The sequence below is a fragment of the Archangium gephyra genome (assembly GCF_049060025.1).
Classification (GTDB): domain Bacteria; phylum Myxococcota; class Myxococcia; order Myxococcales; family Myxococcaceae; genus Archangium; species Archangium gephyra_A.
Map to the genome: position 1 here is coordinate 3717705 of NZ_JBMEQQ010000002.1, position 23676 is coordinate 3741380.

A 23676-nucleotide genomic window follows, 5' to 3' on the forward strand; every position below is an offset into this window, starting at 1 on the left:
GGCGCGGCACAGGCACTCGACCCTGGTCAGCGGCGCTTCTTCGCCGCCGTGCCACGCCTGGCCGTCGCGTTCCTGGCGGGGGTCTTCGCCTTGGCCACGGCTTGCTTCGCCTTCGCCGCGACCTTCGTGGCCGCCTTCTTCACCGTCTTCTTCGCCGCCTTCGCCGCGGTTTTCACCGCCTTGCGTGGCGAGGACGCGGCGCGCTTCTGGTATTTCGGCTCGTAGAGCTGGACGCGGAGGCCGCCGGGGATGGTGAAGTACGTCACGTACCCGTAGCCGTGATCCGCGACGTCCGCCTCGAACGGGACGCCCCGCGACTTCAGGTCCGCGACGGTCCCGTGGATGTCGTCGCAGTAGAACGACACGTCGTGACTACCGCCCGCCCGGCCCGGATCGACGGGGTGCACGCCGAGGTCGGCCTCGGGCAGATCGAAGATCAGCCAGCCTTCACCGACGTCGGTGTGCGGGAGCTTCAGCTTGTCGCGCAGGAACTCGCGCGCCGCTTCCGGTTCCGATGAATAGAACAGCCCATGCAGTCCGCGGATCATGTGTCTCCTCCCACCCGAGCCGTTGTGTCGGGGTTCGATTGAACGCCACATAGCATCTTTGGCGGAGTTCCCGCTCAACTCGACCCACGAGCATCCACGCCGCCGCCCTGGGGACGCCATGGGCCGGATGGCCGCTCCGTGGCCGTCGGGCACATGCCGCGGATGACGCCTCCCTTCGAGATGGAGCTTCCTCGTGGTGGACATCACGGACGAGCCGGGCCTGTGGAGCTATCCGCGCGGGCGTTGAGGCCCCGGGGCTTCACGCCCCCCGGCCCAGGTCCCCGCGGTAGCTTGCTCCAGGAGAGAGGGAGCAAGGAGCGAGGGGGCATCCGAGCGCTGGCTCAGGGACCGTTCGCTCTCGTACACGCAACCCCGTGCTACTTGCGAGCCCATGGGATTCAGCAAGAGCCTCGCGACGAAGCTCCTCGTCGCTCTTTGCAGCGTCATCAGCATCGCACTCGGCATCCTCGTTCTCGTCGTCAGCAGGCAGTCCTCGCGGGTCGCCGAAGAGCAGGCGAACCAGATGGTCACGCAGATGGCCGAGCGCTACGCGCGCATGGTCAACTCGGAGCTCGACGCCGCGTTCATGCCCGTCCGGACGCTCGCGCAGGCGCTGGCGGCCCAGAAGACCGCCGGTCTGGCCGATCGCCGGCTGGCGGATGCGGCCATTCGTGAGGTCGCCGAGGCCAACCCCAAGGTCCTCGGCATCTGGACGACGTGGGAGCCCAATGCGTTCGATGGGCTCGATGCGAAGTACGTGAACACGCCCGGCTCGGACGCCACCGGGCGCTACATCTCCAATTGGTCCCGCGGCTCCGGACACATCGCGCTGGAGCCCAACGTCGATTACGAGGTGGAGGGCACGGGCGACTACTACCTCCTCGCGCGCAAGACCCGGAGGGAGACGATCGTCAATCCCTATATCTACCCCGTCGGCGGCAGGCCCACCCTCATCACGACCATCACCGTGCCCATCCTGCTCGACGGCAAGTTCGTCGGGAGCGTCGGCGCGGACATCTCGCTCGAGCAGATCCAGAAGCAGGTCTCGGAGATCACCGCCTTCGAGAAGGGGTACGCGCTGCTCGTCTCCAACAATGGCTCGCTCGTCGCGCACCCCTCGCAGGAGCGTCGCGCGAAGCAGCTCGGCGACTCGCCCGCGGAGGCCCTGGTGAAGACCGCCCTCTCGAGCGGCACCGCGCTCTCCGACCGCGTCTACTCGGAGGTGCTCGGGGCGGGCGCCATCGAGGTGGTGGTCCCCATCAGCATCGGTGAGACCGTGACGCCGTGGGCGCTCGCCGTCTTCGCTCCCCTCGATGGGGTGCTCGCGCCGGCTCGGGAGCTGCGCGAGTTCACGCTCCTGCTCGGGGCGCTCGCGCTGCTCGCGCTCGGTGGCGCCGTCCTCCTCGTCATCCGCCGCATCACCCGGCCGCTCGAGACGATCTCCAGCGTCGCCACCCGCATCGCCAATGGCGACCTCACCGGAAGCTTCGAGCACCACTCGGAGGATGAGATTGGCGTCCTCGCCGACGCGTTCCGCTCGATGCGCGACCGGCTGGCGCAGGTGATTGGCGATGTCCGCGATGGGGCCGCGGCGCTCTCGTCGGCCGCGTCACAGCTCTCTCAGACGTCCCAGGCGCTCTCGAGCCGCGCGACCGAGCAGGCCGCCACCTTCGAGCAGATGACCACCAACCTGGAGACCATGAGCGAGTCCATCGTCAAGAACGCCGACAGCAGCCGCCGGGTGGAGACGATCGCGGCCAAGGGAGCGGTCGACGCCGAGAAGAGCAGCCGGGCCGTTGGCGCGACGGTGGAGGCCATGAAGCAGATCGCCTCGCACATCTCCATCATCGAGGAGATCGCCTATCAGACGAACCTGCTCGCGCTGAATGCCTCTATCGAGGCGGCGCGCGCGGGCGAGCACGGCAAGAGCTTCGCGGTCGTCGCGTCCCAGGTCCGCAAGCTGGCGGAGGGCAGCCAGACGGCCGCCAGGCAGATCAGCACGGTCGCGTCGGACAGCGTGAGGATCGCCGAGCAGTCCGGCCACCTGCTCCAGGCGCTCGTCCCATCGATCGACACGACGTCGCACCTGGTGAAGGACGTCGCCGCCACGTCGAGCGAGCAGTCATCGGGCGTCAGACAGCTCAACAAGGCGATGCTCGGCCTGAACGATGTGACGCAGCAGAACGCGGCGGCCGCCGAGGAGCTGTCGAGCACCGCGGAGGAGATGGCGGCGCAAGCGGAGGGCCTGCTGCAGTTGGTGGGATTCTTCCGGGTGGACGGGGCCGAGGACCCGGGCGCACCGCGCGGCCGTCCTGGTGCGCGGGCCTTCGAGAGCAGGTCTCCTGACCTCCGGTTGGTGAACCCCGTGCCCCAGGCGCGGCGGCACGAGCAGCGCATGTGAGGGCCCGCCGGGGCTTCCACGAAGGCCCCGCCTGGACAGGCTCGCACGCAAGAGACTTCATCCACCCGATAAGGAACCTCACCCCGAATCGTGCGGACGGGTGTCCTGCCTTGACCAGGGGCTTTGCAATCGCCACTGAGTTGCATATAGATGCTGTGCCGGGACGGTGGAGTTCCGCGGGCTGCCGCGGAGGATGCGAAGCGAGGGAAGCATGTCCGACGTTGTGAATACCGGCGCCTTGGAGGCGCTCGGACTCGAGCACCGCTACGGGTCGAAGTCCGTTCTTCGAGGGCTGAACTTCACCGTGAAGCCTGGGCAGATCTATGCCCTGCTCGGCGGCAACGGCGCGGGCAAGTCGACGACGCTCAGCATCTTCCTTGGCCTGGTTCGCCCGACGGCGGGACAGGCCCGGGTCTGTGGCCACGACGTGGCGGTCGATCCCCGGGCCGCTCGGTCGCGGCTGGCCTATGTCCCCGAGAACGTGGCCCTCTACGAGCATCTCAGCGCGAGGGAGAACATCGACTACTTCCTGACCATCGCGGGAAGCGAGCAGCGGTCACCCGCGAACATCGACGAGGCGCTGGAGGCGGTCGGACTGGCACGCGAGGCGTGGGAAAAGCGCGTGGGCGGGTTCTCCAAGGGCATGCGCCAGAAGGTGGCGATCGCGCTCGCCATCGCTCGCCGTGTGCCGGTGCTCCTGCTGGACGAACCGACCTCCGGCCTGGACCCGAGGGCGACCGGCGACTTCAACCGGCTGCTGGACACGGCCCGCCTGCGCGGCGTGGCCACGCTGATGGTGACGCACGACCTGCTGAGCGCTGCCGAGATCGCCGACCGGATCGGCTTTCTGGCGCAGGGCCGGCTTGAGGAGGAGCTGGCCGCCACCGGTGAAGAACGGTTCGATGTCAGGGCCCTGCATCAGCGCTATGCGCATGCAGGGGAGGCCGCATGAGCCTCCAAAGCACGAAGGTGCTGAGGGTCACCACCGAGGAGTGGCGGGCCCTGGGGCGCAACCGGGTGGCGATGATCGCCAGTCTCACGCTCGTGGCCCTGATCCTGACCTCCGCCCTCCTGGGGATGGAGCAGCGCAACGCCACGGAGGCGGCCAGGGCTCGCTACCAGGCCGCGTCGGACGAGGCGTTCGACGCCCAGCCGGACCGCCATCCGCATCGGATGGTGCACTACGGACAATTCGTCTTCCGGCCTCTCTCGACGTTGGCCTTCTTCGATCCGGGGGTGGACGGCTTCACCGGCAACACGGTGTTTCTGGAAGGTCACAGGCAGAACAGCGCCAACTTCAGCGAAGCGCGGCAATCCTCGTTGCTGCTGCGGTTCGGCCAATTGACGCCGGCCTTCGTGCTGCAGACCCTGGCACCGTTGCTCATCGTCTTCCTCGCCTTCGGCGCCGTCGCGAGGGAGCGTGAGCAGGGAACGCTGCGGCTGCTCCTGGCCCAGGGATTGCGGCCGTCCGAGCTCGCCACGGGCAAGCTGTCGGCCTATGCCGGAGTGGTGGCCGTGCTCGCCGCGCCGGCGCTCCTGGTGCTGGCGGCCGCGGCGCTCGCCGGCTGGGCGCCGCCGGTTCCGAGCGTGCTGCTGGTGTCCGGCTATCTCGTCTACCTGTCCATCTGGGCGGCCGCGGCCCTGCTCGTGTCGCTGCTGGTGGGGCGCGCCCGAGACGCGCTGATCATCCTGGTCGCGGCCTGGATGGGAGGGATCATCCTCGTTCCCCGGATTCTGCCCGAGCTCGCGCTGGCGCGAATCTCGACGCCGACACGCATCGAGACGGACGTGGCGATCCATCATGAGCTCAAGCAGATCGGCGACAGCCACAATCCGGACGACCCGTACTTCGCGGGCTTCAAGGCGAAGACCCTCGCCAGATACGGCGTCGAGAAGGTGGAGGACCTGCCAGTCCAGTGGGCGGGGCTGGTGGGCATGGAAGGAGAGCGCCTGACGAGCGAGCTGTTCGACCGCCACGCGCGAGAAGCCTTCGAGAGAGAGGCCGAGCAGAACCGGCTCGTGCGCCAGTTCGGGAGCATCAGCCCGCTCATCGCCATGCGTCAGCTCTCCATGAGCCTGGCCGCTACCGATACCGAGAGCCACCAGGACTTCCTCGAGCAGGTGGAACAGCACCGCTATCGCTTCGTCCAAGCGCTGAACCTGCTGCAGGTGACGAAGATCCCCAACCAGAACGCCGGAGCGGACCCCCGGATCTCCGCCGAGCATTGGAAGGCGCTGCCGCGCTTCACCTATCGGGAACCGGACGTGCTCCAGCTCGCGGGCGACCGGATCCGGGCCAACCTCGTGGTTCTGCTCTGCTGGCTGGCGGCCCTGCTCGCCGGTTGCGGTTTGGCTGCCCGTCGTCTGGGGGAGGTCGCGCGATGAGTGCCTGGAAGGCGGATGCGAGATTGCTGTTCCGGGCGCCGTTGAGCGCGGGGGCGCTCCTGCTCCTCCTGCTCCTCACGGCCCTGTCGGTAGCGGCCGGCCTCGCGGCGACCGCTCGGCAGGAGGCCGTCATTGGCCGGGTGGAAGCCGCCCAGCGGATGGACCTGGCCTCGGTGGCCAAGGATCATGGCAAGCCCAACGGAGACGCGGGCTCCGCCGCCTACTACACCTTCCACCTCACCACGGATCCCCCCTCGCCCCTGGCCTTCGCGGCGCTCGGACAGCGGGATGTGCAGCCCTATGTCCTGCGGGTGCGGCTGCTGGGCCTCCAATCGCAGCTCTACGAGTCCGAGACCTTGAACCCGGAAGCTCGCGCTTCCGGGCGCCTTCGACTTCGCTTTCGTGCTGATCTACCTGGCGCCTCTGGTCATCATCGCCCTGATGCACGATCTGGTGTCGGGCGAACGAGAGGCCGGGCGGCTCCGGCTCCTGGTCTCCTTGCCGGCGTCCGGCCGGGGGGTGTGGGTGCGTCGCAGCGCCCTGCGCTATCTGCTGGTCTTGGGCGCCCTGCTGGGGCCGTTCGTGATGGGCTCGGTGATTTCCAGGGCCCCTGTGGCGGGGACCCTCGCGATCGTCCTGGCGGCGGCGCTCTATGTGGCGTTCTGGTTGGGGTTGGCACTTCTTGTCGCCGCTCGGGGCCGGAGCTCGGCGGCCAACGGCGCCGCGCTGGTCGGAGGCTGGATCGTGCTGACCCTGTTGGCGCCCGCGCTGGCCAACGCCGTGATCTCCCGCGCCATCCCCGTGGCCAAGGGCATCGACCTGACCCTGGCCCAGCGTGAGCTGGTGCACCGCGCCTGGGACATTCCCAAGGACGAGACCTTCCGTCCCTTCTTCGTCAAACATCCGGAGTGGCGCGACACGCCGCCGGTGCTCGGCCGCTTCCATTGGAAGTGGTACTACGCCATGCACGAGGTGGGCGACGATGGGGTCTCAGCCGAGGTCGCTGACTACCGCCAGAGCCTGAGGGCCCGCGAGGTGTGGACCGCCCGGCTCGGCTGGCTCCTGCCGGCGGCCGCCGTTCAGACGCTCCTCCACCGGGCCGCGGACAGCGATCTGCTGGCGCATCTGGCATACCAGAGCAGCGTCGAGCGGTTCCACACACGGCTTCGCGACTTCTACTACCCGTACATGTTCCATGAGCGGCCGTTCCAGAAGGCCGACTTCGAGCAGGTGCCCCGCTATCAGCCCAGGCCCTCGAGCGCCTCCCTTCCGATCTCACCGATGCTCGGGCTGCTGGTGCTGGCGGCGCTCGTCTCCGGCGCCGCCGTCACCGGCGTGAGGAGCCTGTCGTTGTCCGCGGCTCGGGGGTGAGCAAACCTGCGAGTCCGCCCCCTCAGGTACGCGTTGCCTCCTTCGGCGCGGACGGCGCCCGGGCGCCCACCATCCAGCAGGCAGCGTTGAAGCGGACTTCCGCTCCGTGCACATAGGGCTCGAAAGCGGCGCAGACCGTTTCGATGACCTGGGTGCGGGTCCGGTCGTCCACCTCGTGAAGAATCAGGCCGAGGGGACCGAGCCGGGTCAGGTAACGGATCAACTCCTTCTCGGGCAGGGTGCAGGCCACATCGATCGGCCGGATGTCGATCCCGGCCCAGCCGCTCTCCTCCAGAATGCGGTGGACCCGGCGCTGGTCCGCGAAAGCGAACTGCCCCGGCGCGTCCGGCCGGCGGGCGGGGAGGTTCGGCAGGAGCGGTGCCGCGGCGCGCTCGGCCGTCGTCATGAACGGGTTTTCCGAAGGACTCCGCCAGGCGACGAACCGCAATTCGGCGTCGTCCTTCGCGGCACGCTTCAGGTTGGCGAAGGCCTGAGCGAAGTCGTCGAAGAACATGACGCCGAAGCGCGAGATGATCATGTCGAAGCTCGCGGGCTCGAAGGCGTGGTTTTGCGCGTTGGCGCGGATGAAGCTTGCCGGCGTGCCATCCCGTTCGGCGCGGGCCCGGGCGGCGGTGATCATCGGCTCCGAAATGTCGATGCCGGTGCAGCGGCCCTTCGCGCCCAGCAACCGCGCGACGGCGAGTGTTGTGCTGCCCGTACCGCAGCCGACGTCGAGCACCTGGCGCCCGGAGCCGGCGACCGCTTCGACGAGCAGATCTTCAAGCGGCTTGAACATCTGATCGAGCACCTCCTGCGCCTCGACCCAGGCGCGTCCAGCCGGGCCATTCCAAAGCGTCGTCTGCTCGTTATCGGGCTGGCGCGTGACATTCATGATCGTCCCCTTTTGCGTGCCTTCAAGAATCGAAAGCCGTACTGTGCCAGTTCAAGTCGACTTGAGGTCAAGCGTTTGAGAGACCTGGACATCACCGAGGTGGCGCGGCGGTCCGGCGTTCCCGCCTCGACGCTGCGGTTCTATGAGGAAAAGGGGCTGATCACCTCGATCGGCAGGCGGGGCCTGCGCCGTCTGTTCGATTCCGGCGTGCTGGAACGGCTGGCGCTGATCGCGCTGGGGCGCGCCTCCGGCTTCTCGCTCGATGAGATCGCGCGGATGTTCGCGCCGGACGGGAGGCCGCGCATCGACCGGCAGATGCTCGCGGCCAAGGCGGAGGAGCTCGACAGGACGATCCGCCAACTCAGCGCCATGCGTGATGGCCTACGGCACGCGGCTGCCTGCCCCGCGCCGAGCCACATGGAATGCCCCACCTTCCGCCGCATGCTGCGGGCCACCGCGTCTGGAGCGATGGGTGCGCGAAGGAAGAGGGCTCCGCGGCCACCAGTGAAATAGCTCCAAGGAACACGGGCGAATCATGAAGGAGCCAGGATGAACGGTAAGGAGTGGAGTTGGGCCTCCCCCTCCTGGCTTCCACGAAGCACTCGCGCTGCATCGCGAGTGAGGGGCCCACCTGATGACGTGAGAGCGGCCGTTCCCAGGCGTCAATCCCGCATCAGGGTCCGGAACACCGCCGGCAATTCCTGACGGCCCAGACCCTCGCTGAGAGCGCGCTTGTAGTTCTCGAGCAACTCCTGCGGGAAGCGCGCACTGATGCGGGCGTCCTTGCTCAGCCGGACGATGTGCTCGATGGCCGCGACGTGGGTATCGAGGCTGCACTGGTCGCCCGAGAAGTCGTTGCGCTCGACCATGCCCTGCGCGGCGTCGGCGGTGACGGAGACCAGACCGAGGAAGGAGCTCTTGTGGGAGAAAAAGATCTTCGGATCGAGCCCTTCCGCCTTGCACATGGCCGCGGCGTGCAGGAACGCCAGGGAGCTGCCGTAGTACGCCTCGAGAATCGCGCAGTCGAGCGTCGCGGCGGAACCGATTTTCTCGTCGACATAGACCGAGTTCTTGGCGATCGCCTGGAGGGTGGAGAGGTGCCGGTCGAAGATCGCTCGCGACCCGGCGTAGAAGACCGTGGCGTAATGACCCGGGCGCGGGTCCGGCCGTCCGCCTCGCGGCTGAATGAATATTCCGCCGGTTTTCCCGTTGATTTCCGCACTCAACGCGATTGCGGATTGTTCCTTGAACGTCCGCCGCATCTACGTGGAAGGCACATGCATTCGAGCGGGAATGACATTCAGAAGAAGAGGTGGGCCGGACTGCTGGGAGGGTTCCTCCTGGCAGCCTGTGGCGCGCCGGACCTCGCGAGTCCGGGCGCCGGCGAGGAGCTGCCCGGCTCGCCAGGCGTGGCCCAGGCGCCGCTCGCCGAGACGATCTACGCGGCCTACGATCCCACCCTGAAGGCCTTCAAGTGCGACGGTGTGACCTGGAATTGCGATCCGGGCAGGGATCTGGATGGCCGCGGGCAGGTCATCACCGAGCACTACGCTCCCAGCACCCTGGGCGGGACGTGCCTGGATGGCAATCAGGGCTCCTTCATGGACGGCGAGTGGGTCCGCACGGTGCGCATCTTCACCGAGGACCAGACGCCGTTGACCCAGGGCCGTCCGGCGAGCATCGAAGTGACGGTCCAGATGCCCACGATGCCGCAAGGCAACTTCCTGGACCTCTACTCCTCCTCGTCCGTGACCAGCCCTTCGTGGACGTTGATCACCACCCTGACGCCGACGGGCACCGACTCACAGACCCTCAAGGCCACCTACACGGTTCCGGAGGGCTCGAAAGTGCAGGCCGTCCGCGCGGCCATGCGCCGGGGCGGAACCGCGAGTCCTTGCACCCTCGGGGACTACGATGATCGCGATGATCTCGTCTTCACGCCGGCTCCGGCGTACGTGAGCGGCGCCAAGGCCACCAGCGTCGCGTCGGGGAGCATGCACTCGCTCGCCTTGCGCGCGGACGGGACCCTCTGGGGCTGGGGTGACAACTACTCCTCCCAGCTCGGCGCGGGGGCCAGTCCTTATGTGAGCACGCTTCCCGTCCAGGCCACGATCCTGTCCGGCGTGAAGTCGGTGCATGCGACGAGCGACTCCTCCCTGGCGCTGCGCACGGATGGGACCGTGTGGGCGTGGGGTGGTAACAGCACGGGAGTGCTCGGCAACGGGACCACCACCGCGAGCGCGACCCCTGTCCGGGTGTCTGGCCTGACGGGCGTGACGGCGCTGGCCGCGGGCAGGTCTCACGTCCTGGCGCTCAGGGGCGACGGCACGGTCTGGGCCTGGGGGGCCAACGGCTCCGGGCAGCTCGGCAACGGCACGCGCATCAACCGGACCCTCCCGGTGCGGGTGGGGACCCTGACGGGCGTGACGGCGCTCGCCGCGGGGCGGAGACACTCGCTCGTGCTCAAGAGTGACGGCACGGTGTGGACCTGGGGTGACAACAGCCACGGGTGCCTGGGCAATGGGACGACGAATTCGAGCTCCGTTCCCATCAAGGTGGCGGCGATGGCGGGAGTGACCTCCATCGCCGCGGGCGACTCCTTCTCCCTGGCGATTCGCGGCACGCGGGAGCTGTGGGCCTGGGGCGGTGGGCCGCTGGGGGACGCCCCCTGGAGCAGCCATCCGACGCCGGCGCGGACGTACGTGTGGAACTCGGGGACCTTCTCCGTCTTCGCGGGCCCGACCCACGCGGTGGCGCTCGAGCGCACCCAAGGCACGCCCTGGACCTGGGGGGACTTCGGTTTCCAGGCCAACTGCGCGTCTTCGACGGTGAACTACGGCGCGATCCCGGCTCCAATCCTTGGCCTGACCGGGGTATCGGGGGTGAGCATCGGCGAACGGTATGCCGAGGCCTTCCTCACGGATGGCACGGTCTGGGGTTGGGGAGACGGCTTCTTCCAGAAAGGCACGGACCAGGGGGGCACGGGTAGCTGCGCCCCCTTGAAGGCCGCCCTGCCCTGACCGGAGTGCCCGGGGCACGCCTGCGACTCCCTCGTACCAGGGAAGCCCGGTCGAGGCGATTCACCGCGGGAGTGGCCCCATCCGGTGCCGGCTCGATGGCCCGGCCGAGGCGCTCCCGTCCCCGCAGCTTGGGAGCTCTTCACCGGGCTGGGCGCCGATGGAGCTCCGTGAGGCCGCCTTCAGCCCACGTTCGAGCGTCGGAGCGACGGCGGAACCGCCGCCTTCGCGGCCGAAGGAGCCGTCGCGGTCTTCGCCCGGAAGGTGTGAACCGGAACCGAGGCCTCCTTCCAGGTGACGTGGTAGGCGCAGCGATCGCTCCCGTGCTTGCGGCACCGGGAGGCATCATGGGTGAGCACGGCCGAGGTCTGGAACCGCTGCGCCATGGCGATGATGATGCCCTGGTCGAAATCGCAGGGATACGGCGTGGTGCTCTCGATGGTGATCAGGCTCGTGCCCACGGCGTGTGAATAGCCGTAATGGCCAATCCCCTCGAACATCTGGCCCGTCCCGGGGTTGAACATGGGCTGGCCGAGCACGGCGTGATTCATGTGGTACGCGATGTCGATGCACTGCAGCGCACTGCGGATGTCCGTCACCGTCGGCGGGAAGACCGCGTTCTTCGGCGTGGTCATCCCCGACTGATGCAGGAGCGCATGGCCGAACTCGTTGCCGATCCGCCGCAGCGCGTTCAGCCAGAGGTCGAGCGAGTACCACTTGTCCGCCTGGAACTTCACCGTGCCGGAGCCATCATCGGTGCCCAGGCCCTCCTCCAGGAGGATCCGGTGGGCGATGAGCGTGAAAGAGCCGAACCCGTCGATGACGATCTGCAGATTCGCACCCAGCACCTGGAACTGCGCGGAATCGATGTGGTTTCGCATGTTCTTCACCTTTGTTGAGTCGCTTGAAATCCCACGTGGTGCCGCTGCGCTTCGTCCTGCTCCAACTCTCAGATGCCGCGCACGTCGCCCGGGCAGCTCACCGAGGTCTCACCCGGATCCGCGACCGCGTTGCCGCAGGTCGCGAGGCAATCGGAAGGGCTGTTCACATGGTTCTCGCCCGCGCTCACCAGGCAGAGCCCGTCCCCGGCGAACGGCGCCGGCAGCGAGGACGCGTTCGGCCACACGGTGGGCAGCCCCTTGTCCCCCAGGGCGAACCGGAACCAGAGCCCCCACACGAAATGGGTCACATCCTGCGTCTTCACCCAGCCCGGCCGCGCGAGGCGCGCCCCGAGCGAGGGCGCCGACTCCAGCGCCGAGAAGGTCCCGAAATCCGGCACCCCGGGCACCTGCTTGCCCCCGCGCTCGAGCGTGTACACGAAGGCCGCGAGCCGCTCCTCGGCGTTGTAGACGAGCCACACGCTGGACATGCCGCGCGCCTGCGCCTCCACCACCAACTGCTTCCAGCGCGACTCGAGATAGCCGCGGTGATTGCCCGCCGGCAGCTTGAAGCGCTCGGTCCGCATCACGTGGTGCGTGGAGCGCAGCGGCTTGATGTCCTGGGTGCCGATGACGCTGTAGGCCGTGCACTCGGTCTTGACGAAGTAGGAGCGCTCCGGGAACAGGACGCCATCCAGCGTGAACTCGTTGAGGATCCAGTGCCCGTAATCCTGGGCGTGCTTCACCGTGTCCACCAGGTAGCGCCCACCACTGTAGATGAACGGATCGCTGGCCGTCGGCAGGGACAGCGGCAGGTACTTGAAGGTGACGCCCGGCTGGGCCGCCATGTACATCCGGTCGCGCTCGATGAGGGCCGGAGCCGTGTCCACCGGAAGCGTGGGGAGCAGCTTGTAATCACAGAAGGTCGCGCCCCGCGCGCCGCGGGAGATGCCCTCCACGCCCTCGGAGGCCTCGATGCGCACCTCCTGGGCCGCCGACGACATCGACTCCGGCGAGAGCTCGCTGCCAGCCCCACAGCCCATCACCAGCATACTCAGCGCAAACAGTCTCTTCATGGCAGCCACCCTGGAGGTCTGATCGGCATCACCGCGGCCTGGCGGGTTCTCCGATGAGCAAGCCATGTGCCCCGGCCGGCGGGTGGAGCGCGTCCACAAGCGGCTGGGAAATTTCTTGACCCGTGGCGCCAGAGCCCGGGTAAAGCCAGCGCAGCCCGGTAAACGCCTTGAAGTCATTTATGACCGCGACGTCATTTATGACAGCACGCCGGGGTGGCGCAGACCGCGCGGATTCCCGCAGCCACCTTGGAATCCGCGCGCTCCGTTCCGGGAGGAATATGGGGCCACCGGAATTCCGTCCGTACTGCTTGCATCATTGCGTCACGGGTGGTTCCGAGGATCTTCCCGGGGGGTCTTTTACATCCCAGGTGGGCCCGGCACTCAGCGCCGGGTGCCGTGCTCGTCCCGATCCGGCAGCCCGAGCTCCCGCGCGGCCTCTCTCATCATCCGCTGCTTCTCCTCATCATCCGGGAGGCCGTCTTCGCTCCGATGCGGGCTCGCGCCCACGTCCTCGGCCAGACCGCTGCCCCGCCAGCTCTCGGCGGGACCTCCGCTCGCCGTGTCCATCCCGAGCGACGGCGTCACCGTCCCCGAGCGGAGCCGGGGCGAGCGCCACGTCCCCACGGCGGCGAACATGTCCACGAGCGTCACCCCGGTGACCGCGGCGGTGATGGCTCCCAGCCAGCCCCTGTTCGCACGTGGGCGCCGGAAGGACACGCCCAGGAGCGAGAGATCGAGGGCATCACCCGCGACACGGGCCCAGACCCATTCCCGCCGATTCGGCTGGAGGAGCAGCCCCAAGCCGCTGGCGACCTCCCGGAGGCCAAGAACCCGCACCAGCCCGGCGTGACGTTTCGAGACGCCCAGGATGCGACAGAGGCCTTTCGGAAAGGTCAGCTCCGTCAGTCCGATTCCCAGGCTCACCCATCCGAGAGTCCACGGCAGCCGCTCACGCATCATCGAGGACGACCTCCCTCGGACAAGGTGAGACCACCCATGCGGCCGGAACAGCCCCAGGGGGAGCCCCGCCGGATACCGGACAGGCGAGCGGGCGTCTCATCGGGCGCATGGCGAGCGGACCCTGGAGAACCGCCCCCATCATGTAGACTCGGCGACCCAGAGGGTCCTGCACATGGGCGAAGACAAGAGCCTGCTCGAGCCCGGGGAGCTCCTGGACAACCGTTACGAGGTGGTGCGCAAGCTCGCCGAGGGCGGCATGGCCAGCATCTACCTGGTGCGCCACCTGGGGCTGCAGAGCCTGCATGCGCTCAAGGTGCCGGATCCCCGCATCTTCCACAGCGCCGACGCGCGCCACCGCTTCACCACCGAGGGCCGCATCCAGGCGCTCCTGCGCCATCCCCACATCGCCCAGGTGACGGACATCGTCATCAGCCCGGTGCCGGGCCTGGTGATGGAGTACGTGGAGGGCGGCACGCTGGAGGAGTTGCTCGGCCAGAGCCCGGGCGGAAGAGTGGAGCTGCCCACCCTCCGGCAGATCTTCCTGCCGGTGCTGGACGCGATGCAGGAGGCGCATGGCCACCGGGTGGTGCACCGCGACCTGACGCCCAGCAACATCCTGCTGACGCGGGGGCACCCGGGGCGGATGCATCCGAAGGTGACGGACTTCGGCATCGCCAAGGTGACCCAGGAGGAGCCGGGCGAGAAGTACCGCACCCGGACCGGAGTGCTGCTCGGGACGCGGCCCTACATGAGCCCGGAGCAGATCGGCGGGGCGTCCGAGGTGGACGCGCGCACGGACATCTTCGCCCTGGGCGCCATCCTCTACGAGGCAGCCACCGGCCGGGTGGCCTTCGACGCGGCCAGTGACTTCGAGATGATGAAGCGCATCACCGAGGGCCACTTCACCCCGCCCGAGCAGGTGGTGCCCGAGCTGCCCGAGGGCCTCTGCCAATGCATCCGCAAGGCCATGACGGTGGACCCGGCGGGGAGATTCCAGGACTGCGCGGCCTTCCGGGCCGCCCTCGAGCAGGCGCTGGAGGTGCCGGCGCCAAAGTCAGCTCCGGTAGAACCGGTGGTGCCCGCCGTCCCGGTCCCCTCCCCTGCTCCGGTTCCGGTTCCGGTTCCGGCACCGGCTGCTCGCGGCCGTGGGCTCCTCGCGGGGTTGATCCTGCTGGGATGCCTGTCGGTCGTGTTGTTCGCGGGGCTGGCGTCCACTCAGGGGGACCTGCACGAGCTCCGAGCGGACACCCAGCGTCTCCAGGCGAGCTACCAGCAGGAGCAGCAGGACACCCAGCGGCTCCAACGGGCGTTGGACATCGCGAGGACTCAGGCCACGAGATCCGAGGCGGAAGCCCGGGACCTGCACGCCAGGAATCAGGGAGCCCTGCAACAGCTCCAGCAGAACGAGCAGCTCAAGACGGAGCTTCCAGCAGTTCCAGCACCAGGCGCTGAAGTTCCTGGAGGGGACCCTGCTGGACACCGCCGTCCACAACAACCTGCAGGCCTTCCGGGTGCTCAGGACCTGCAACAAGACGGGCACCGTGTTGTCCTATCAGTACATGGACGATGAGAGGAATTGGTCCGAGCGGCTGGTCCTCAAGCCAGGGAGCTGCATCTCCCGCTGGATGACGGGCTACCATGCCCATGTCCCGGTGAGGGTCACCTCGCTGAGGGACGGCCTCACCGTGGAGGACAAGGCCCTCGCTGGAATGGTCGTCGGGCGGATGCCCGATACCGATGCGGACTGGAGACCCTGGGAGAATCAGCTCGTTCCCAGCCAGGAGCACGGCATCCAGCTCAAGCCGGTCTACCTCGAGACCGGAACGCTGAGACGCTCCTCACAGATTGAGTGAGCGCGGGCGCCTCAGCTCTCTCCGAGCAAGGCCTTGGCTCTCTGGAGCAGGGCTCGATAGCCAAGCCGGTTCGCTTCCTGGCGCATGGACAGCAGCTCCTTGCGCACCGTGGCGGCCTTCGCCTCGGGGTTGAGCTCCACGCGGAGGAGCCGCGCCTCGAGCGCCACCCGCTTCATGCCACCGCGAGCCGCCCGCGCCGCGAGTGACTGGAGCTGCCGTGCCGCCTCCTCCCGCTCCGAGGGCCCACCATTCCGCCGCAACAGGGCCGCGCCGGTGAGCTGCACCTCCGCCGCGATGAACACGTCCTCGCTGCCACCCGCGAGGGTCCGGGCGCGTTCCAGGGCCTCGCGCGCCGCCGCGGCCTTCCCCAGGGTCATCAACGCCCGGGCCTTCACCGCGTTCGAGCGTCCTTCCCCATCCAGGCTCTTCAGCGCCGCATAGGCCGCCAGCGCGGACTCCGCCACCGCGAGTGCCTCCTGCGGCTTCCCCTCCTCCAGGGACAGACACGCCAGGCCCAGCTCGGTCTCGGCCACGAAGCCCCCGAGGCCCCGCGCCCGCCGCAACGCCAGCGCGCGCTCCAGTTGATGGCGTGCCTGCGCCAGCTCTCCCAGGTCCATCAACAGACAGCCCAGCTCGTAGCGGCCCCAGGCCTCGGCGTAGCCGTCCTCGAAGAGCACCTGGGCCGCATGGCTCCCTTCCTCGAGCAGGCGTTTGCCCTCGTCCAGCCCTCCCATGAGCCGCCGCACCATGCCCTTCAGGATGGTGCTGGAGTTCATGTCGGAGAGCCGCCCGCGCTGCCGGAAGAGCTCCTCGGCCCCGGTGGCACGCTTCAGGCCCTCGGAGAGCTGGCCCAGACGGCAGCTCAACCCACCGGCGCACAGGAGGGCTTCGGCCTCCAGCGAGGCGCCCTTGATCTCCCGGGCGGCCTCGATGGCGGAGACGAACACGCGCTCGGCCTCGAGCAGCCGTCCCATGTCGATGAGCGCCATGGCGTGCACGAGCATCGAGCGCGCCGCGCCTCCCCGGTCCCCTCCCCCCAGGAACAGCCGCTCCGACTCCTCCAGCAACTCGACGGCGCGCAGGGGCTCCCCGAGGTTGCGCGCCGCATAGGCCTCCATGATGAGCGCGGAGGCGGCGAGCTGGCCCTGGCTGGCCGCCTGGGAGCGGGACACCGCCGCCTCGGCATGCCGCCGGGAAGCGATGAAGTCCGCGGTCGCGCTCGTGGCCACCGCCGCGGCCAGCTCGATGCGCGCGTCCTCTCCCAGGGGAGGCGGGAGCCGGCGCAGTTCCTCCAGGGTGGACTGGGCCTCCCGGTTCTGCCCCGCGGACACCTGTGCGAACACCAGCGCGGTGCCGTACTCCACGTTGTCCGGGAAGAACTCGAAGAGCGTCCGGTACGCCTCGATGGCTCGCGGCCACTCGGCCTGGGCCTCGTGATGGCGGGCCGACACCAGGAGGCGCTCCTCGCGCGAGAGGCTCGAGGACAGCTCGAAGGCCCGGCGCGCGGCCTCCTTCGCCGCTTCCTCCTGGTAGAGGTACTGGAGGGCGGCGGCCAGGGCCGAGTGGGCGGGGGCGAAGGCAGGCTCCTGCTTCACCACGCGCTCGAAACACTCCAGGGCGCTGGCCGCGTCATGGCCACGCAGGGCGGCGAGCCCCTCGGCATAGAGCCGTGCCGCCTCGGGCGCCGCGGGCATCGCGCTGCGCACCCCGTGGGCCTGCTCGGTGGTCAGCGGCGCCAGCCCCAGGCGCTTGCGCAAGGCGGCGCCCACGCGCGAGACGAGCTCCAGCAGCTCCTGCTCCGCGCCCACCTCCGTCAGGTGGGCCAGCGTCTCGCCCGTGGTGGCCTCCTGCAGACGCAGGTTGAGCCGCAGCCGCGCGTCCTCCTCGCGCCCCTGCACGAGGTACGCCCCGGTGAGCACCAGGTCCACGCCGGAGTGCGCGCGGATGCGCTGCAGCGTGGCCGCCGCGAAGCCCTCCTCCTCCGGGAGAAGGAGATCCCTGCGCATCTGCACCACGCCTTCCCCGGGCAGCAGGCGGAGCTGTTCCCCCATCGCCAGCTCCGCGGAGAGCAACTCCGCCAGGGCGGTGGACAGCCAGGCCAGACTGGCCTTGGCCATCAGGTTGCGCGGGGCGAGCACCGCCACCACCCGCCGTGCCAACGGCTGCGTTCCCGGGGGGGCCACCGCCGGGGGAGGCTGTTTCGCCTGGGGCCGCTTCCTGACCGGACCGCGGCTCACGAGGGCCGGGGTGGCCTCTCCGCTCCGCAGCGCGGCGATGGCCTCGGACGCGGTGGCGAAACGCGCCCCTGGCTGACGCTCCAGGCAGCGCAGCAGCACCTCTTCCCAGGACGAAGCCAGCTCTGGCGCCAGCGCGAGCGGAGAGGGAGGCGCCTGGCGCAGCCGCAGCAGCGAGGCGGCCGTCGGCGTCTCCGCCACGAAGGGCCGCCGTCCCGTCACCATCTCGAAGAGCACCAGCCCGAAGGAATAGATGTCGGAGGCGGGCGAGAGCGGCAGGCCCTCCAACTGCTCCGGGGACATGTACGAAGGGCTGCCGATGATATGGCCCTCGCGCGAGGCCGTACCATCGCCCTCGAGCAGCTCGCCACGGGCGAGGCCGAAGTCGGTCACCACCGCGCGCAGGCCGCCCACCGCGGGCGGCGCGGGCACCAGCATCACATTGCCGGGTTTGAAGTCGCGGTGGATGATCTGCGCGGAATGCGCCGCATCGAGCGCGCCCGCCATCTGCTCGGCCAGCCGCAGCACCTGCTCCGGCGGCATCTTCCCGTGGCGGACGAGCTGCTCATGCAGCGTGCGCCCCGCGAGCAGCTCCATGGTGAGGAAGACGATCCGGTACGGGGTGCCCCGCTCCGGGACGACCTCGTGCTCTCCGATGTCGAAGACCCGGCAGACGTTGGGATGCGTCACCCGGCGCGCCAGCCGCAGCTCGCGCTTGAAGCGCAGGAGCGCCTCGGGTGTGGCGGCCAGCTCCGGGCGGATCGTCTTGAGCGCCACGGGCTCGTGCAGCGAGAGATCCTCCGCCGCGTACACCTCGCCCATGCCTCCCCGGGAGAGGAAGCGCTCCACACGGTAGCGCCCGGCCACCTCCGTGCCCTCGGCGAACGCCTGCCGTGGAGAGGGAACGGAAACCGGACCCGAGAGGGTGGGCTCCACCGCCGCACCGCCACGCGTCAGGGTGGCCGTGCTCTGCGGCGGCTTGGGGGACTTCCGATCCATGGCTCGGTCATACTCCCGTCACAGCGGAGGCCGGTCACCCTAGCATGTGACGCCGAGCGCCGTGACGGCCACCCACCGGTGGGCCCCTCCTCCCTCACGAAGCAGCGAGGCCCCGGGCCCGGTGGACATTCCACCGGACCGGGGCCCCTGCTCCGTGGGAGCGCTGCTACCTGCCGCCGACGCTGAACAACTCGGTGGAGGACTGGTCGGTGTTGCTGACGCCCGCGGTGGACAGCACGCGGCCATCATCGAGCAGCGTGGCCGTGTGGCCGTAGCGGTCCACGTTGAGGCTGCCCGCGGGGCACCAGGTTCCGGTGGCCGGGTTGTACACCTCCGCGGCCTTCAGGATGCCGGTGGCCTGGTGGTAGCCGGCGGTGGCCAGCACCTTGCCATTGGGGAGCAGCGTGGCCGAGTGGTAGCGGCGCGGCGTGCTCATGCTGCCGGTGGCCGACCAGGTGCCCTTGGCCGGGTCATACAGCTCGGCCGAGGAGCTGCTGGCGATGTCCCAGCTCCCACCGCCCGCCACCAGCACCTTGCCGTTGGGAAGCAGCGAAGCCGAGTGGAAGCGGCGCGGCGTGCCCATGCCGCCCACGGACGTCCAGGTGCCGGTCTCCGGGTCGTACAGCTCCGCGGAGCCCAGGGTGTCGTTGGAGTCGTTGCCACCGCCCGCCACCAGCACCTTGCCGTTGGGGAGCATCGTGGCCGTGTGATCGCGGCGGGCCGTGCCCATGTTCCCGGCGAGCGAGAAGGTGCCGGTGGCCGGATCGTACAGCTCCACGGAGCTCAGCGCGGCGCCGGAGGTGTCCTCACCGCCCGCGATCAGCACCTTGCCGTTGGGGAGCAGCGTGGCCGAGTGGTGGGTGCGGAAGACGACCAGGCTGCCGGTGGCCCTCCAGCGGCCCAGGGCCGGGTAGTACACCTCGGCGGTGGCGAGCGTGACGGGGCACGTCCCGCCGCCGGCGATGAGCACGCGCCCGTCGAGCAGCCGCGTCATCGAGTGGTACTGGTGCGTGGCCAGCGTGTCGCCGGTGCGCTTCCAGGTGCCCGTGGCCGCGTCATACAGCTCCGAGGTGGTGTTGAAGCCGCCCGCCACCAGCACGCGGCCGTCCTCCAGGAGCGCGGCGGTGTGCAGGATGCGAGGCAGCGCCAGGCTGCCGGTGTTCTCCCAGGAGCCCGTCACGCGGCACAGGGGAGCGGCACCCGGAGCGTTGGAGCGGAAGTTGTTGAGGCCCGGGGTGAGCCAGTTGGCCTTCGGCTGCGCCGGGATGGAGCCGTCGTCGTTGACGTTGGTGATGGAGTAGGCGTGCTGGTTCCAGATGCCGCGCGTGCCCACCCAGGCATTGTCACGGTCGCCGTACACGCGGATGCCGTTGAAGCCCGGGGCCCCGTGGTTGTTCTCCGCCACGATGATCTCCGCGCTGCCGTCGGCGTCCACATCCACCACGAGGGGAAGCTCGTGCGCGGTGCCGGAGCTGTGACGGGTCTGCCAGCGCACCGCGCCGGTGACACCGTCGAAGACACGCAGGAAGAGCTCGTCGGCGTAGATGACCTCGGTCCTGCCATCGCCCTCGAAGTCGAAGGTGGTGGAGGTCGTCTTCCCGGAGCTGTACTCCTGGATGGAGTGGGTCCACTTCACGGAGCCATCGGCCGCGTAGACGGTGTAGTTCCAGTCACCCGCGAGGCCGATCTCCACCTGGCCGTCACCATCGAAGTCCGCGATGTTGGGCGGGCCACCGTGGCCCGGCTGGGTGGGGAAGGGCTGCCCCGGGTCGGTGTAGTGGACCGAGCGGGTCCACAGCAGCGTGCAGTCGTCATCGAGCAGGCTCACCTGTCCGTGGCCCGCCACGGCGATCTCCGCCGCCGGATCCTCGTCGAAGTTGGCCACACCGGCGAAGCCCTGGGGAATCTCGGTGTTGGCGCACTTGAGGCTGCCATCGGCGCGGTAGACGGCGCGGCCGTTGACCACTTCCTGGATGCCGTCCTGATCGATGTCCGCCGCGAAGGAGACGGGGCCCGTGTACAGGGCGCCGCCCATGCCATCGGAGCCCACCCACTTCAGCGCGCCGGTGTGGCTGTAGACGCGGTTGCCGTCGAGGATCTCCACGGTGCCGTCGCCCTCGAGGTCCGCGAGCGAGGGGCCACCCCACTCGTTGTAATCGTAGGCGTCCGGAGCCGAGCGGAACTTGAAGGTGCCGTCGTTCTCGAAGCAGATGATGCCGCGGCCGTTCTCGGGGATGCCGCAGATCTCCACCTTGCCATCGCCATCGATGTCACCGGCGGCGATGCTGGCGGCGGGCTTCACCCGGGCCGACGCATCCGTCGCGGCCCACAGCTCGTGCCCATCCTTGCCACTGATGGCCCGGAGCACGCCATTGCTGTTGCCGTCTCCGCCGTTCTTATAGGTCTCGTTGTAGTAGTCGCCGTCGAAGGTGCTGAAGACGATGTCCGGGATGCGGTCCCCGTTCACGTCCACCACCACGGGCGTCATCATCACCTGCTTGTGCGCCGGGAGCACCGGGCTGCCCGTCCACGCGAACTGCAGCTCCGCCGCGAGGCCGGCGGCGGCCGGAGCGGTGGACGTGGAAGGGACGGTGTCGGTGGCAGCGGGAGTGCCGGTGGCAGCGGGAGTGCCGGTGGCGGGGACGGCAGGGGACGGCAGCGCCTCCTCGGACGGCGTGGCGCGGGTGATTTCCTGGGCCGATGGAACGTGCCCCAGTTGTTCCTCTTCGCGAACCTCACTGCACGCCGACAACGCCGCCAGTGTCAGTACCGCCGAGCCCTTCAGCGCTGTCCGAGCACCAGCGAGTCTCCACGACCAGCTTCGGGTCCTCATCGTCATGCACGTCCCTCTTTCCATGGATCGGCCGTTCGCCTGCCACTCGGCCAAGGAAGGCCGGGACGAGCATGAAGAAGAGACACCTCTCGTTCCAAGCAAAAACATGGATTCGAGCTTCACCCTCATGTGCCGGATGTAGGCACCGCTCGTTCAGCAAAATCACCGGGGGCCAAGACACCTACACGGCCGTACGACCGGGCCGGTGTGACGAATTCACACGACAGGTGTGAGCCGATTCACAGCCTCACACGGGGCGTCCCTCTATAAGTGGGGATGTGATGGACACGGTGGAGACCGGACACAGCCTGTAAATCCGGATGTGCGCCGTTGTCCTCGATACCTTCGGAGGGACAGATGCAGAGCGTGGAATTCTCGTGGACCCAGGCGCCGTTCGACTGGCAGCACGACTGCGGAACGCGGATGTCGCAGTGCACCCCGCAGGACACCGCCCGCGGCATGTTCCTGAATGGCATGTTGAAGTCGATCCGCACGCTGGCCGGAGAGGCCGTGGCGAAGCGCTGCCTGGAGGCCACCGGGCATGAGCGGCTCGTGGACGTCTTCAACTACCCCGCCACACTGCAGCTCCAGTTCCTCTCCATCGCGATGCCGGAGCTGCTGGCGCGGTGCGGGAGCTACGACACGGCGATGCGGCAGCTCGGCCGCCACGCGGTCATGGACTTCCTGGGGAGCACGGCGGGCAAGATGCTGCTGACGCTGGCGCGCAAGGATCCGAAGCGTCTGGTGGACAGCCTGCCGTCCGCCCACAAGGTGTCCGTGAACTTCGGGACCCAGGTGGTCGAGTGGCTGGGGCCGAAGCAGGGCCGCGTCATCCTCAAGCGCGAGTTCCTGCCGCATGCCTACCACGCGGGTGTGGTGGAAGTGCTGCTCGAGGCTCGGAGGCGCGACCAAGGTGGGCGTGCGGAGCTGGCAGACGGCGCGGCTGGACAGCGAGATCGCCCTCACCTGGGACTGAGGCTGGCGGAAGCGCTCCCGGGTGAGTCGTGCGAGACTCGCCCGGTGGAGTGCACGCCATGAACCTCATCACGCTGTCCATCCCCCTCTTCTTCCTCTTGATGGGCGTCGAGTGGCTGTGCGGACGCCTTCGGGGCCGGAGCGTGTTCCGGGGACCGGATGTCTTCGCGAACCTCTCACTGGGGGCCGCGCAGACGGTCTTCACCGCGGTGACGGTGGGCCTGCTGGCCGGTGCCTACCTGGCCGTCTACCAGTACCGGCTGCTCGACATCTCTCCGTCCTCGGCGCTGGCGTGGGGGGTGCTGATGCTGGGCGTCGACTTCGCCTACTACTGGTTCCACCGCGCCTCGCACCGCATGAATCTGGCCTGGGCCGCGCACGCGCCACACCACCAGAGCGAGGACTACAACCTGGCCGTGGCCCTGCGTCAGGGGCCGCTCCAGCCGCTCGTCTCGCGCTTCTTCTATCTGCCGCTCGCGTGGATCGGCTTTCCCCCGGCCATGTTCGCCACGGCGGCGGCGCTCAACACGCTCTACCAGTTCTGGGTGCACACCGAGCTGATCGGCAAGCTCGGGCCGCTCGAGTGGGTGCTCGTCACGCCCTCCCACCACCGCGTGCACCATGCGTGCAACGGCCGCTACCTGGACAAGAACCACGGCGGCATCCTGATCCTCTGGGACCGGCTGTTCGGCACCTTCGAGCCCGAGGAGGAGCGCATCACCTACGGCACGGTCAAACCGGTCCGCACGTTCAACCCGCTGGTGGCGGCCCTGGCCCCCTTCGGAGAGCTCGTGGCGCGCGCCTGGAAGGCCCCCCGGGCGTTGGACAAGCTCAAGGTGTGGTTCATGCCGCCCGAGTGGTCCCCGCAGGGAGTAGCCGCCGCGGCCACGGACGCCGTGGAGGGCCGGCCCAGGTTCGAGGTGAGCACCTCGCGCCGGGTGGCGCTCTACGTGGGGGTGGTGGGCCTGCTGACGTTGGCCCTCACGGTGCTGTTCCTCGTCCGGAGCCGCTCGCTGACCCAACCCGTGCAGCTCGCGTTCGCGGGTTGGTTCCTCGCGTCCCTCGGCGGGCTGGGCGGAGTGCTGGAGGGCAGGCGCTGGGGGCCGGTGGTCGAGGCGGTGCGGCTCGTGGCGGCACCCCTCATGGTGGCCGCTGCAACCTCCGGCCCTTGAGGCTGGGTGTGGACGCCGAGGCAACACCCGCGTCCGTTCCTTGTTGCCTGGAAGGCATCAACCGCCTGCGTCAGCCGCCCAC

At 69.0% G+C, this 23676-nt stretch carries 18 protein-coding genes; 10 read left to right on the forward strand and 8 right to left on the reverse strand.

What is annotated here, in order from left to right; translation table 11 throughout:
* Positions 1-26: 26 nt before the first annotated feature.
* Entirely contained in the window at positions 27-548 is a 522-nt protein-coding gene (locus ACN28I_RS16100; protein WP_420942901.1) for a VOC family protein, read from the reverse strand.
* A gap of 391 nt (positions 549-939) precedes the next feature.
* On the opposite strand from ACN28I_RS16100, the gene ACN28I_RS16105 reads away from it, so the two are divergent.
* From ACN28I_RS16105 to ACN28I_RS16120, 4 genes are all read left to right on the forward strand, one after another.
* Positions 940-2949 (forward strand): methyl-accepting chemotaxis protein, encoded by a 2010-nt coding sequence (locus tag ACN28I_RS16105; RefSeq protein WP_420942902.1) that lies wholly within the window; start codon positions 940-942, stop codon positions 2947-2949.
* A gap of 211 nt (positions 2950-3160) precedes the next feature.
* Positions 3161-3901, forward strand: coding sequence for an ABC transporter ATP-binding protein (locus ACN28I_RS16110; RefSeq protein ID WP_420942903.1), 741 nt, complete (start codon positions 3161-3163; stop codon positions 3899-3901).
* On the forward strand, positions 3898-5334 hold the full coding sequence (locus ACN28I_RS16115; RefSeq protein ID WP_420942904.1) for an ABC transporter permease: 1437 nt from the start codon (positions 3898-3900) through the stop codon (positions 5332-5334). The genes ACN28I_RS16110 and ACN28I_RS16115 overlap by 4 nt, the downstream gene beginning before the upstream one ends.
* Positions 5335-5736: 402 nt before the next feature.
* Positions 5737-6705 (forward strand): ABC transporter permease, encoded by a 969-nt coding sequence (locus ACN28I_RS16120; RefSeq protein WP_420942905.1) that lies wholly within the window; start codon positions 5737-5739, stop codon positions 6703-6705.
* A 22-nt stretch (positions 6706-6727) separates the two neighbouring features.
* Here the strand turns inward: ACN28I_RS16120 and ACN28I_RS16125 are convergent, their stop codons facing one another.
* Positions 6728-7597, reverse strand: coding sequence for a class I SAM-dependent methyltransferase (locus ACN28I_RS16125; RefSeq protein ID WP_420942906.1), 870 nt, complete (start codon positions 7595-7597; stop codon positions 6728-6730).
* A 75-nt stretch (positions 7598-7672) separates the two neighbouring features.
* Here ACN28I_RS16125 and ACN28I_RS16130 point away from each other — a divergent pair, with 75 nt between their 5' ends.
* Positions 7673-8110 carry a helix-turn-helix domain-containing protein gene (locus ACN28I_RS16130; protein ID WP_420942907.1) on the forward strand — a complete coding sequence of 146 codons (438 nt, stop codon included), beginning with the start codon at positions 7673-7675 and terminating at the stop codon, positions 8108-8110.
* 149 nt (positions 8111-8259) lie between these two features.
* Here the strand turns inward: ACN28I_RS16130 and ACN28I_RS16135 are convergent, their stop codons facing one another.
* On the reverse strand, positions 8260-8859 hold the full coding sequence (locus ACN28I_RS16135; RefSeq protein WP_420942908.1) for a hypothetical protein: 600 nt from the start codon (positions 8857-8859) through the stop codon (positions 8260-8262).
* 15 nt (positions 8860-8874) lie between these two features.
* Between ACN28I_RS16135 and ACN28I_RS16140 the strand changes: the two genes are divergently transcribed.
* Positions 8875-10617 (forward strand): RCC1 domain-containing protein, encoded by a 1743-nt coding sequence (locus tag ACN28I_RS16140; RefSeq protein WP_420942909.1) that lies wholly within the window; start codon positions 8875-8877, stop codon positions 10615-10617.
* 179 nt (positions 10618-10796) lie between these two features.
* Here ACN28I_RS16140 and ACN28I_RS16145 read toward each other — a convergent pair whose 3' ends face one another.
* The 3 genes from ACN28I_RS16145 to ACN28I_RS16155 form a co-directional block, all read right to left on the reverse strand.
* Positions 10797-11495, reverse strand: a complete 699-nt coding sequence (locus tag ACN28I_RS16145) for a hypothetical protein (RefSeq protein ID WP_420942910.1) — start codon at positions 11493-11495, stop codon at positions 10797-10799.
* 68 nt (positions 11496-11563) lie between these two features.
* A complete protein-coding gene (locus ACN28I_RS16150; RefSeq protein WP_420942911.1) occupies positions 11564-12568 on the reverse strand; it encodes a hypothetical protein in 1005 nt (334 codons plus the stop codon).
* A 381-nt stretch (positions 12569-12949) separates the two neighbouring features.
* Positions 12950-13369: a hypothetical protein gene (locus ACN28I_RS16155; protein ID WP_420942912.1), complete on the reverse strand. Its 420-nt coding sequence runs from the start codon at positions 13367-13369 to the stop codon at positions 12950-12952.
* Between the two features lie 331 nt (positions 13370-13700).
* Here ACN28I_RS16155 and ACN28I_RS16160 point away from each other — a divergent pair, with 331 nt between their 5' ends.
* Both ACN28I_RS16160 and ACN28I_RS16165 read left to right on the forward strand, forming a co-directional pair.
* A complete protein-coding gene (locus ACN28I_RS16160; protein ID WP_420942913.1) occupies positions 13701-15098 on the forward strand; it encodes a serine/threonine protein kinase in 1398 nt (465 codons plus the stop codon).
* Positions 15088-15381, forward strand: a complete 294-nt coding sequence (locus ACN28I_RS16165) for a hypothetical protein (RefSeq protein ID WP_420942914.1) — start codon at positions 15088-15090, stop codon at positions 15379-15381. The genes ACN28I_RS16160 and ACN28I_RS16165 overlap by 11 nt, the downstream gene beginning before the upstream one ends.
* A gap of 11 nt (positions 15382-15392) precedes the next feature.
* On the opposite strand, the gene ACN28I_RS16170 is transcribed toward ACN28I_RS16165, so the two are convergent.
* Both ACN28I_RS16170 and ACN28I_RS16175 read right to left on the reverse strand, forming a co-directional pair.
* Positions 15393-18614: a protein kinase domain-containing protein gene (locus tag ACN28I_RS16170; protein ID WP_420942915.1), complete on the reverse strand. Its 3222-nt coding sequence runs from the start codon at positions 18612-18614 to the stop codon at positions 15393-15395.
* A 166-nt stretch (positions 18615-18780) separates the two neighbouring features.
* On the reverse strand, positions 18781-21453 hold the full coding sequence (locus tag ACN28I_RS16175) for a kelch repeat-containing protein (RefSeq protein WP_420942916.1): 2673 nt from the start codon (positions 21451-21453) through the stop codon (positions 18781-18783).
* Positions 21454-21804: 351 nt separating this feature from the next.
* On the opposite strand from ACN28I_RS16175, the gene ACN28I_RS16180 reads away from it, so the two are divergent.
* Together ACN28I_RS16180 and ACN28I_RS16185 are read left to right on the forward strand one after the other, a co-directional pair.
* A complete protein-coding gene (locus ACN28I_RS16180) occupies positions 21805-22485 on the forward strand; it encodes a TIGR02265 family protein (RefSeq protein ID WP_420942917.1) in 681 nt (226 codons plus the stop codon).
* Positions 22482-23594 carry a sterol desaturase family protein gene (locus ACN28I_RS16185; RefSeq protein ID WP_420942918.1) on the forward strand — a complete coding sequence of 371 codons (1113 nt, stop codon included), beginning with the start codon at positions 22482-22484 and terminating at the stop codon, positions 23592-23594. The genes ACN28I_RS16180 and ACN28I_RS16185 overlap by 4 nt, the downstream gene beginning before the upstream one ends.
* Positions 23595-23676 lie beyond the last annotated feature (82 nt).

Excerpts from the sequence above, each read along its gene's own strand:
- ACN28I_RS16110 (WP_420942903.1), top strand. The coding sequence starts at position 3,161 with ATGTCCGACGTTGTGAATACCGGCGCCTTGGAGGCGCTCGGACTCGAG.
- ACN28I_RS16125 (WP_420942906.1), bottom strand. The coding sequence starts at position 7,597 with ATGAATGTCACGCGCCAGCCCGATAACGAGCAGACGACGCTTTGGAAT.
- ACN28I_RS16160 (WP_420942913.1), top strand. The coding sequence starts at position 13,701 with ATGGGCGAAGACAAGAGCCTGCTCGAGCCCGGGGAGCTCCTGGACAAC.
- ACN28I_RS16185 (WP_420942918.1), top strand. The coding sequence starts at position 22,482 with ATGAACCTCATCACGCTGTCCATCCCCCTCTTCTTCCTCTTGATGGGC.
- ACN28I_RS16170 (WP_420942915.1), bottom strand. The coding sequence starts at position 18,614 with ATGGATCGGAAGTCCCCCAAGCCGCCGCAGAGCACGGCCACCCTGACG.
- ACN28I_RS16135 (WP_420942908.1), bottom strand. The coding sequence starts at position 8,859 with ATGCGGCGGACGTTCAAGGAACAATCCGCAATCGCGTTGAGTGCGGAA.
- ACN28I_RS16100 (WP_420942901.1), bottom strand. The coding sequence starts at position 548 with ATGATCCGCGGACTGCATGGGCTGTTCTATTCATCGGAACCGGAAGCG.
- ACN28I_RS16140 (WP_420942909.1), top strand. The coding sequence starts at position 8,875 with ATGCATTCGAGCGGGAATGACATTCAGAAGAAGAGGTGGGCCGGACTG.
- ACN28I_RS16105 (WP_420942902.1), top strand. The coding sequence starts at position 940 with ATGGGATTCAGCAAGAGCCTCGCGACGAAGCTCCTCGTCGCTCTTTGC.
- ACN28I_RS16175 (WP_420942916.1), bottom strand. The coding sequence starts at position 21,453 with ATGACGATGAGGACCCGAAGCTGGTCGTGGAGACTCGCTGGTGCTCGG.
- ACN28I_RS16180 (WP_420942917.1), top strand. The coding sequence starts at position 21,805 with ATGCAGAGCGTGGAATTCTCGTGGACCCAGGCGCCGTTCGACTGGCAG.
- ACN28I_RS16115 (WP_420942904.1), top strand. The coding sequence starts at position 3,898 with ATGAGCCTCCAAAGCACGAAGGTGCTGAGGGTCACCACCGAGGAGTGG.
- ACN28I_RS16145 (WP_420942910.1), bottom strand. The coding sequence starts at position 11,495 with ATGCGAAACCACATCGATTCCGCGCAGTTCCAGGTGCTGGGTGCGAAT.
- ACN28I_RS16150 (WP_420942911.1), bottom strand. The coding sequence starts at position 12,568 with ATGAAGAGACTGTTTGCGCTGAGTATGCTGGTGATGGGCTGTGGGGCT.
- ACN28I_RS16165 (WP_420942914.1), top strand. The coding sequence starts at position 15,088 with ATGGACGATGAGAGGAATTGGTCCGAGCGGCTGGTCCTCAAGCCAGGG.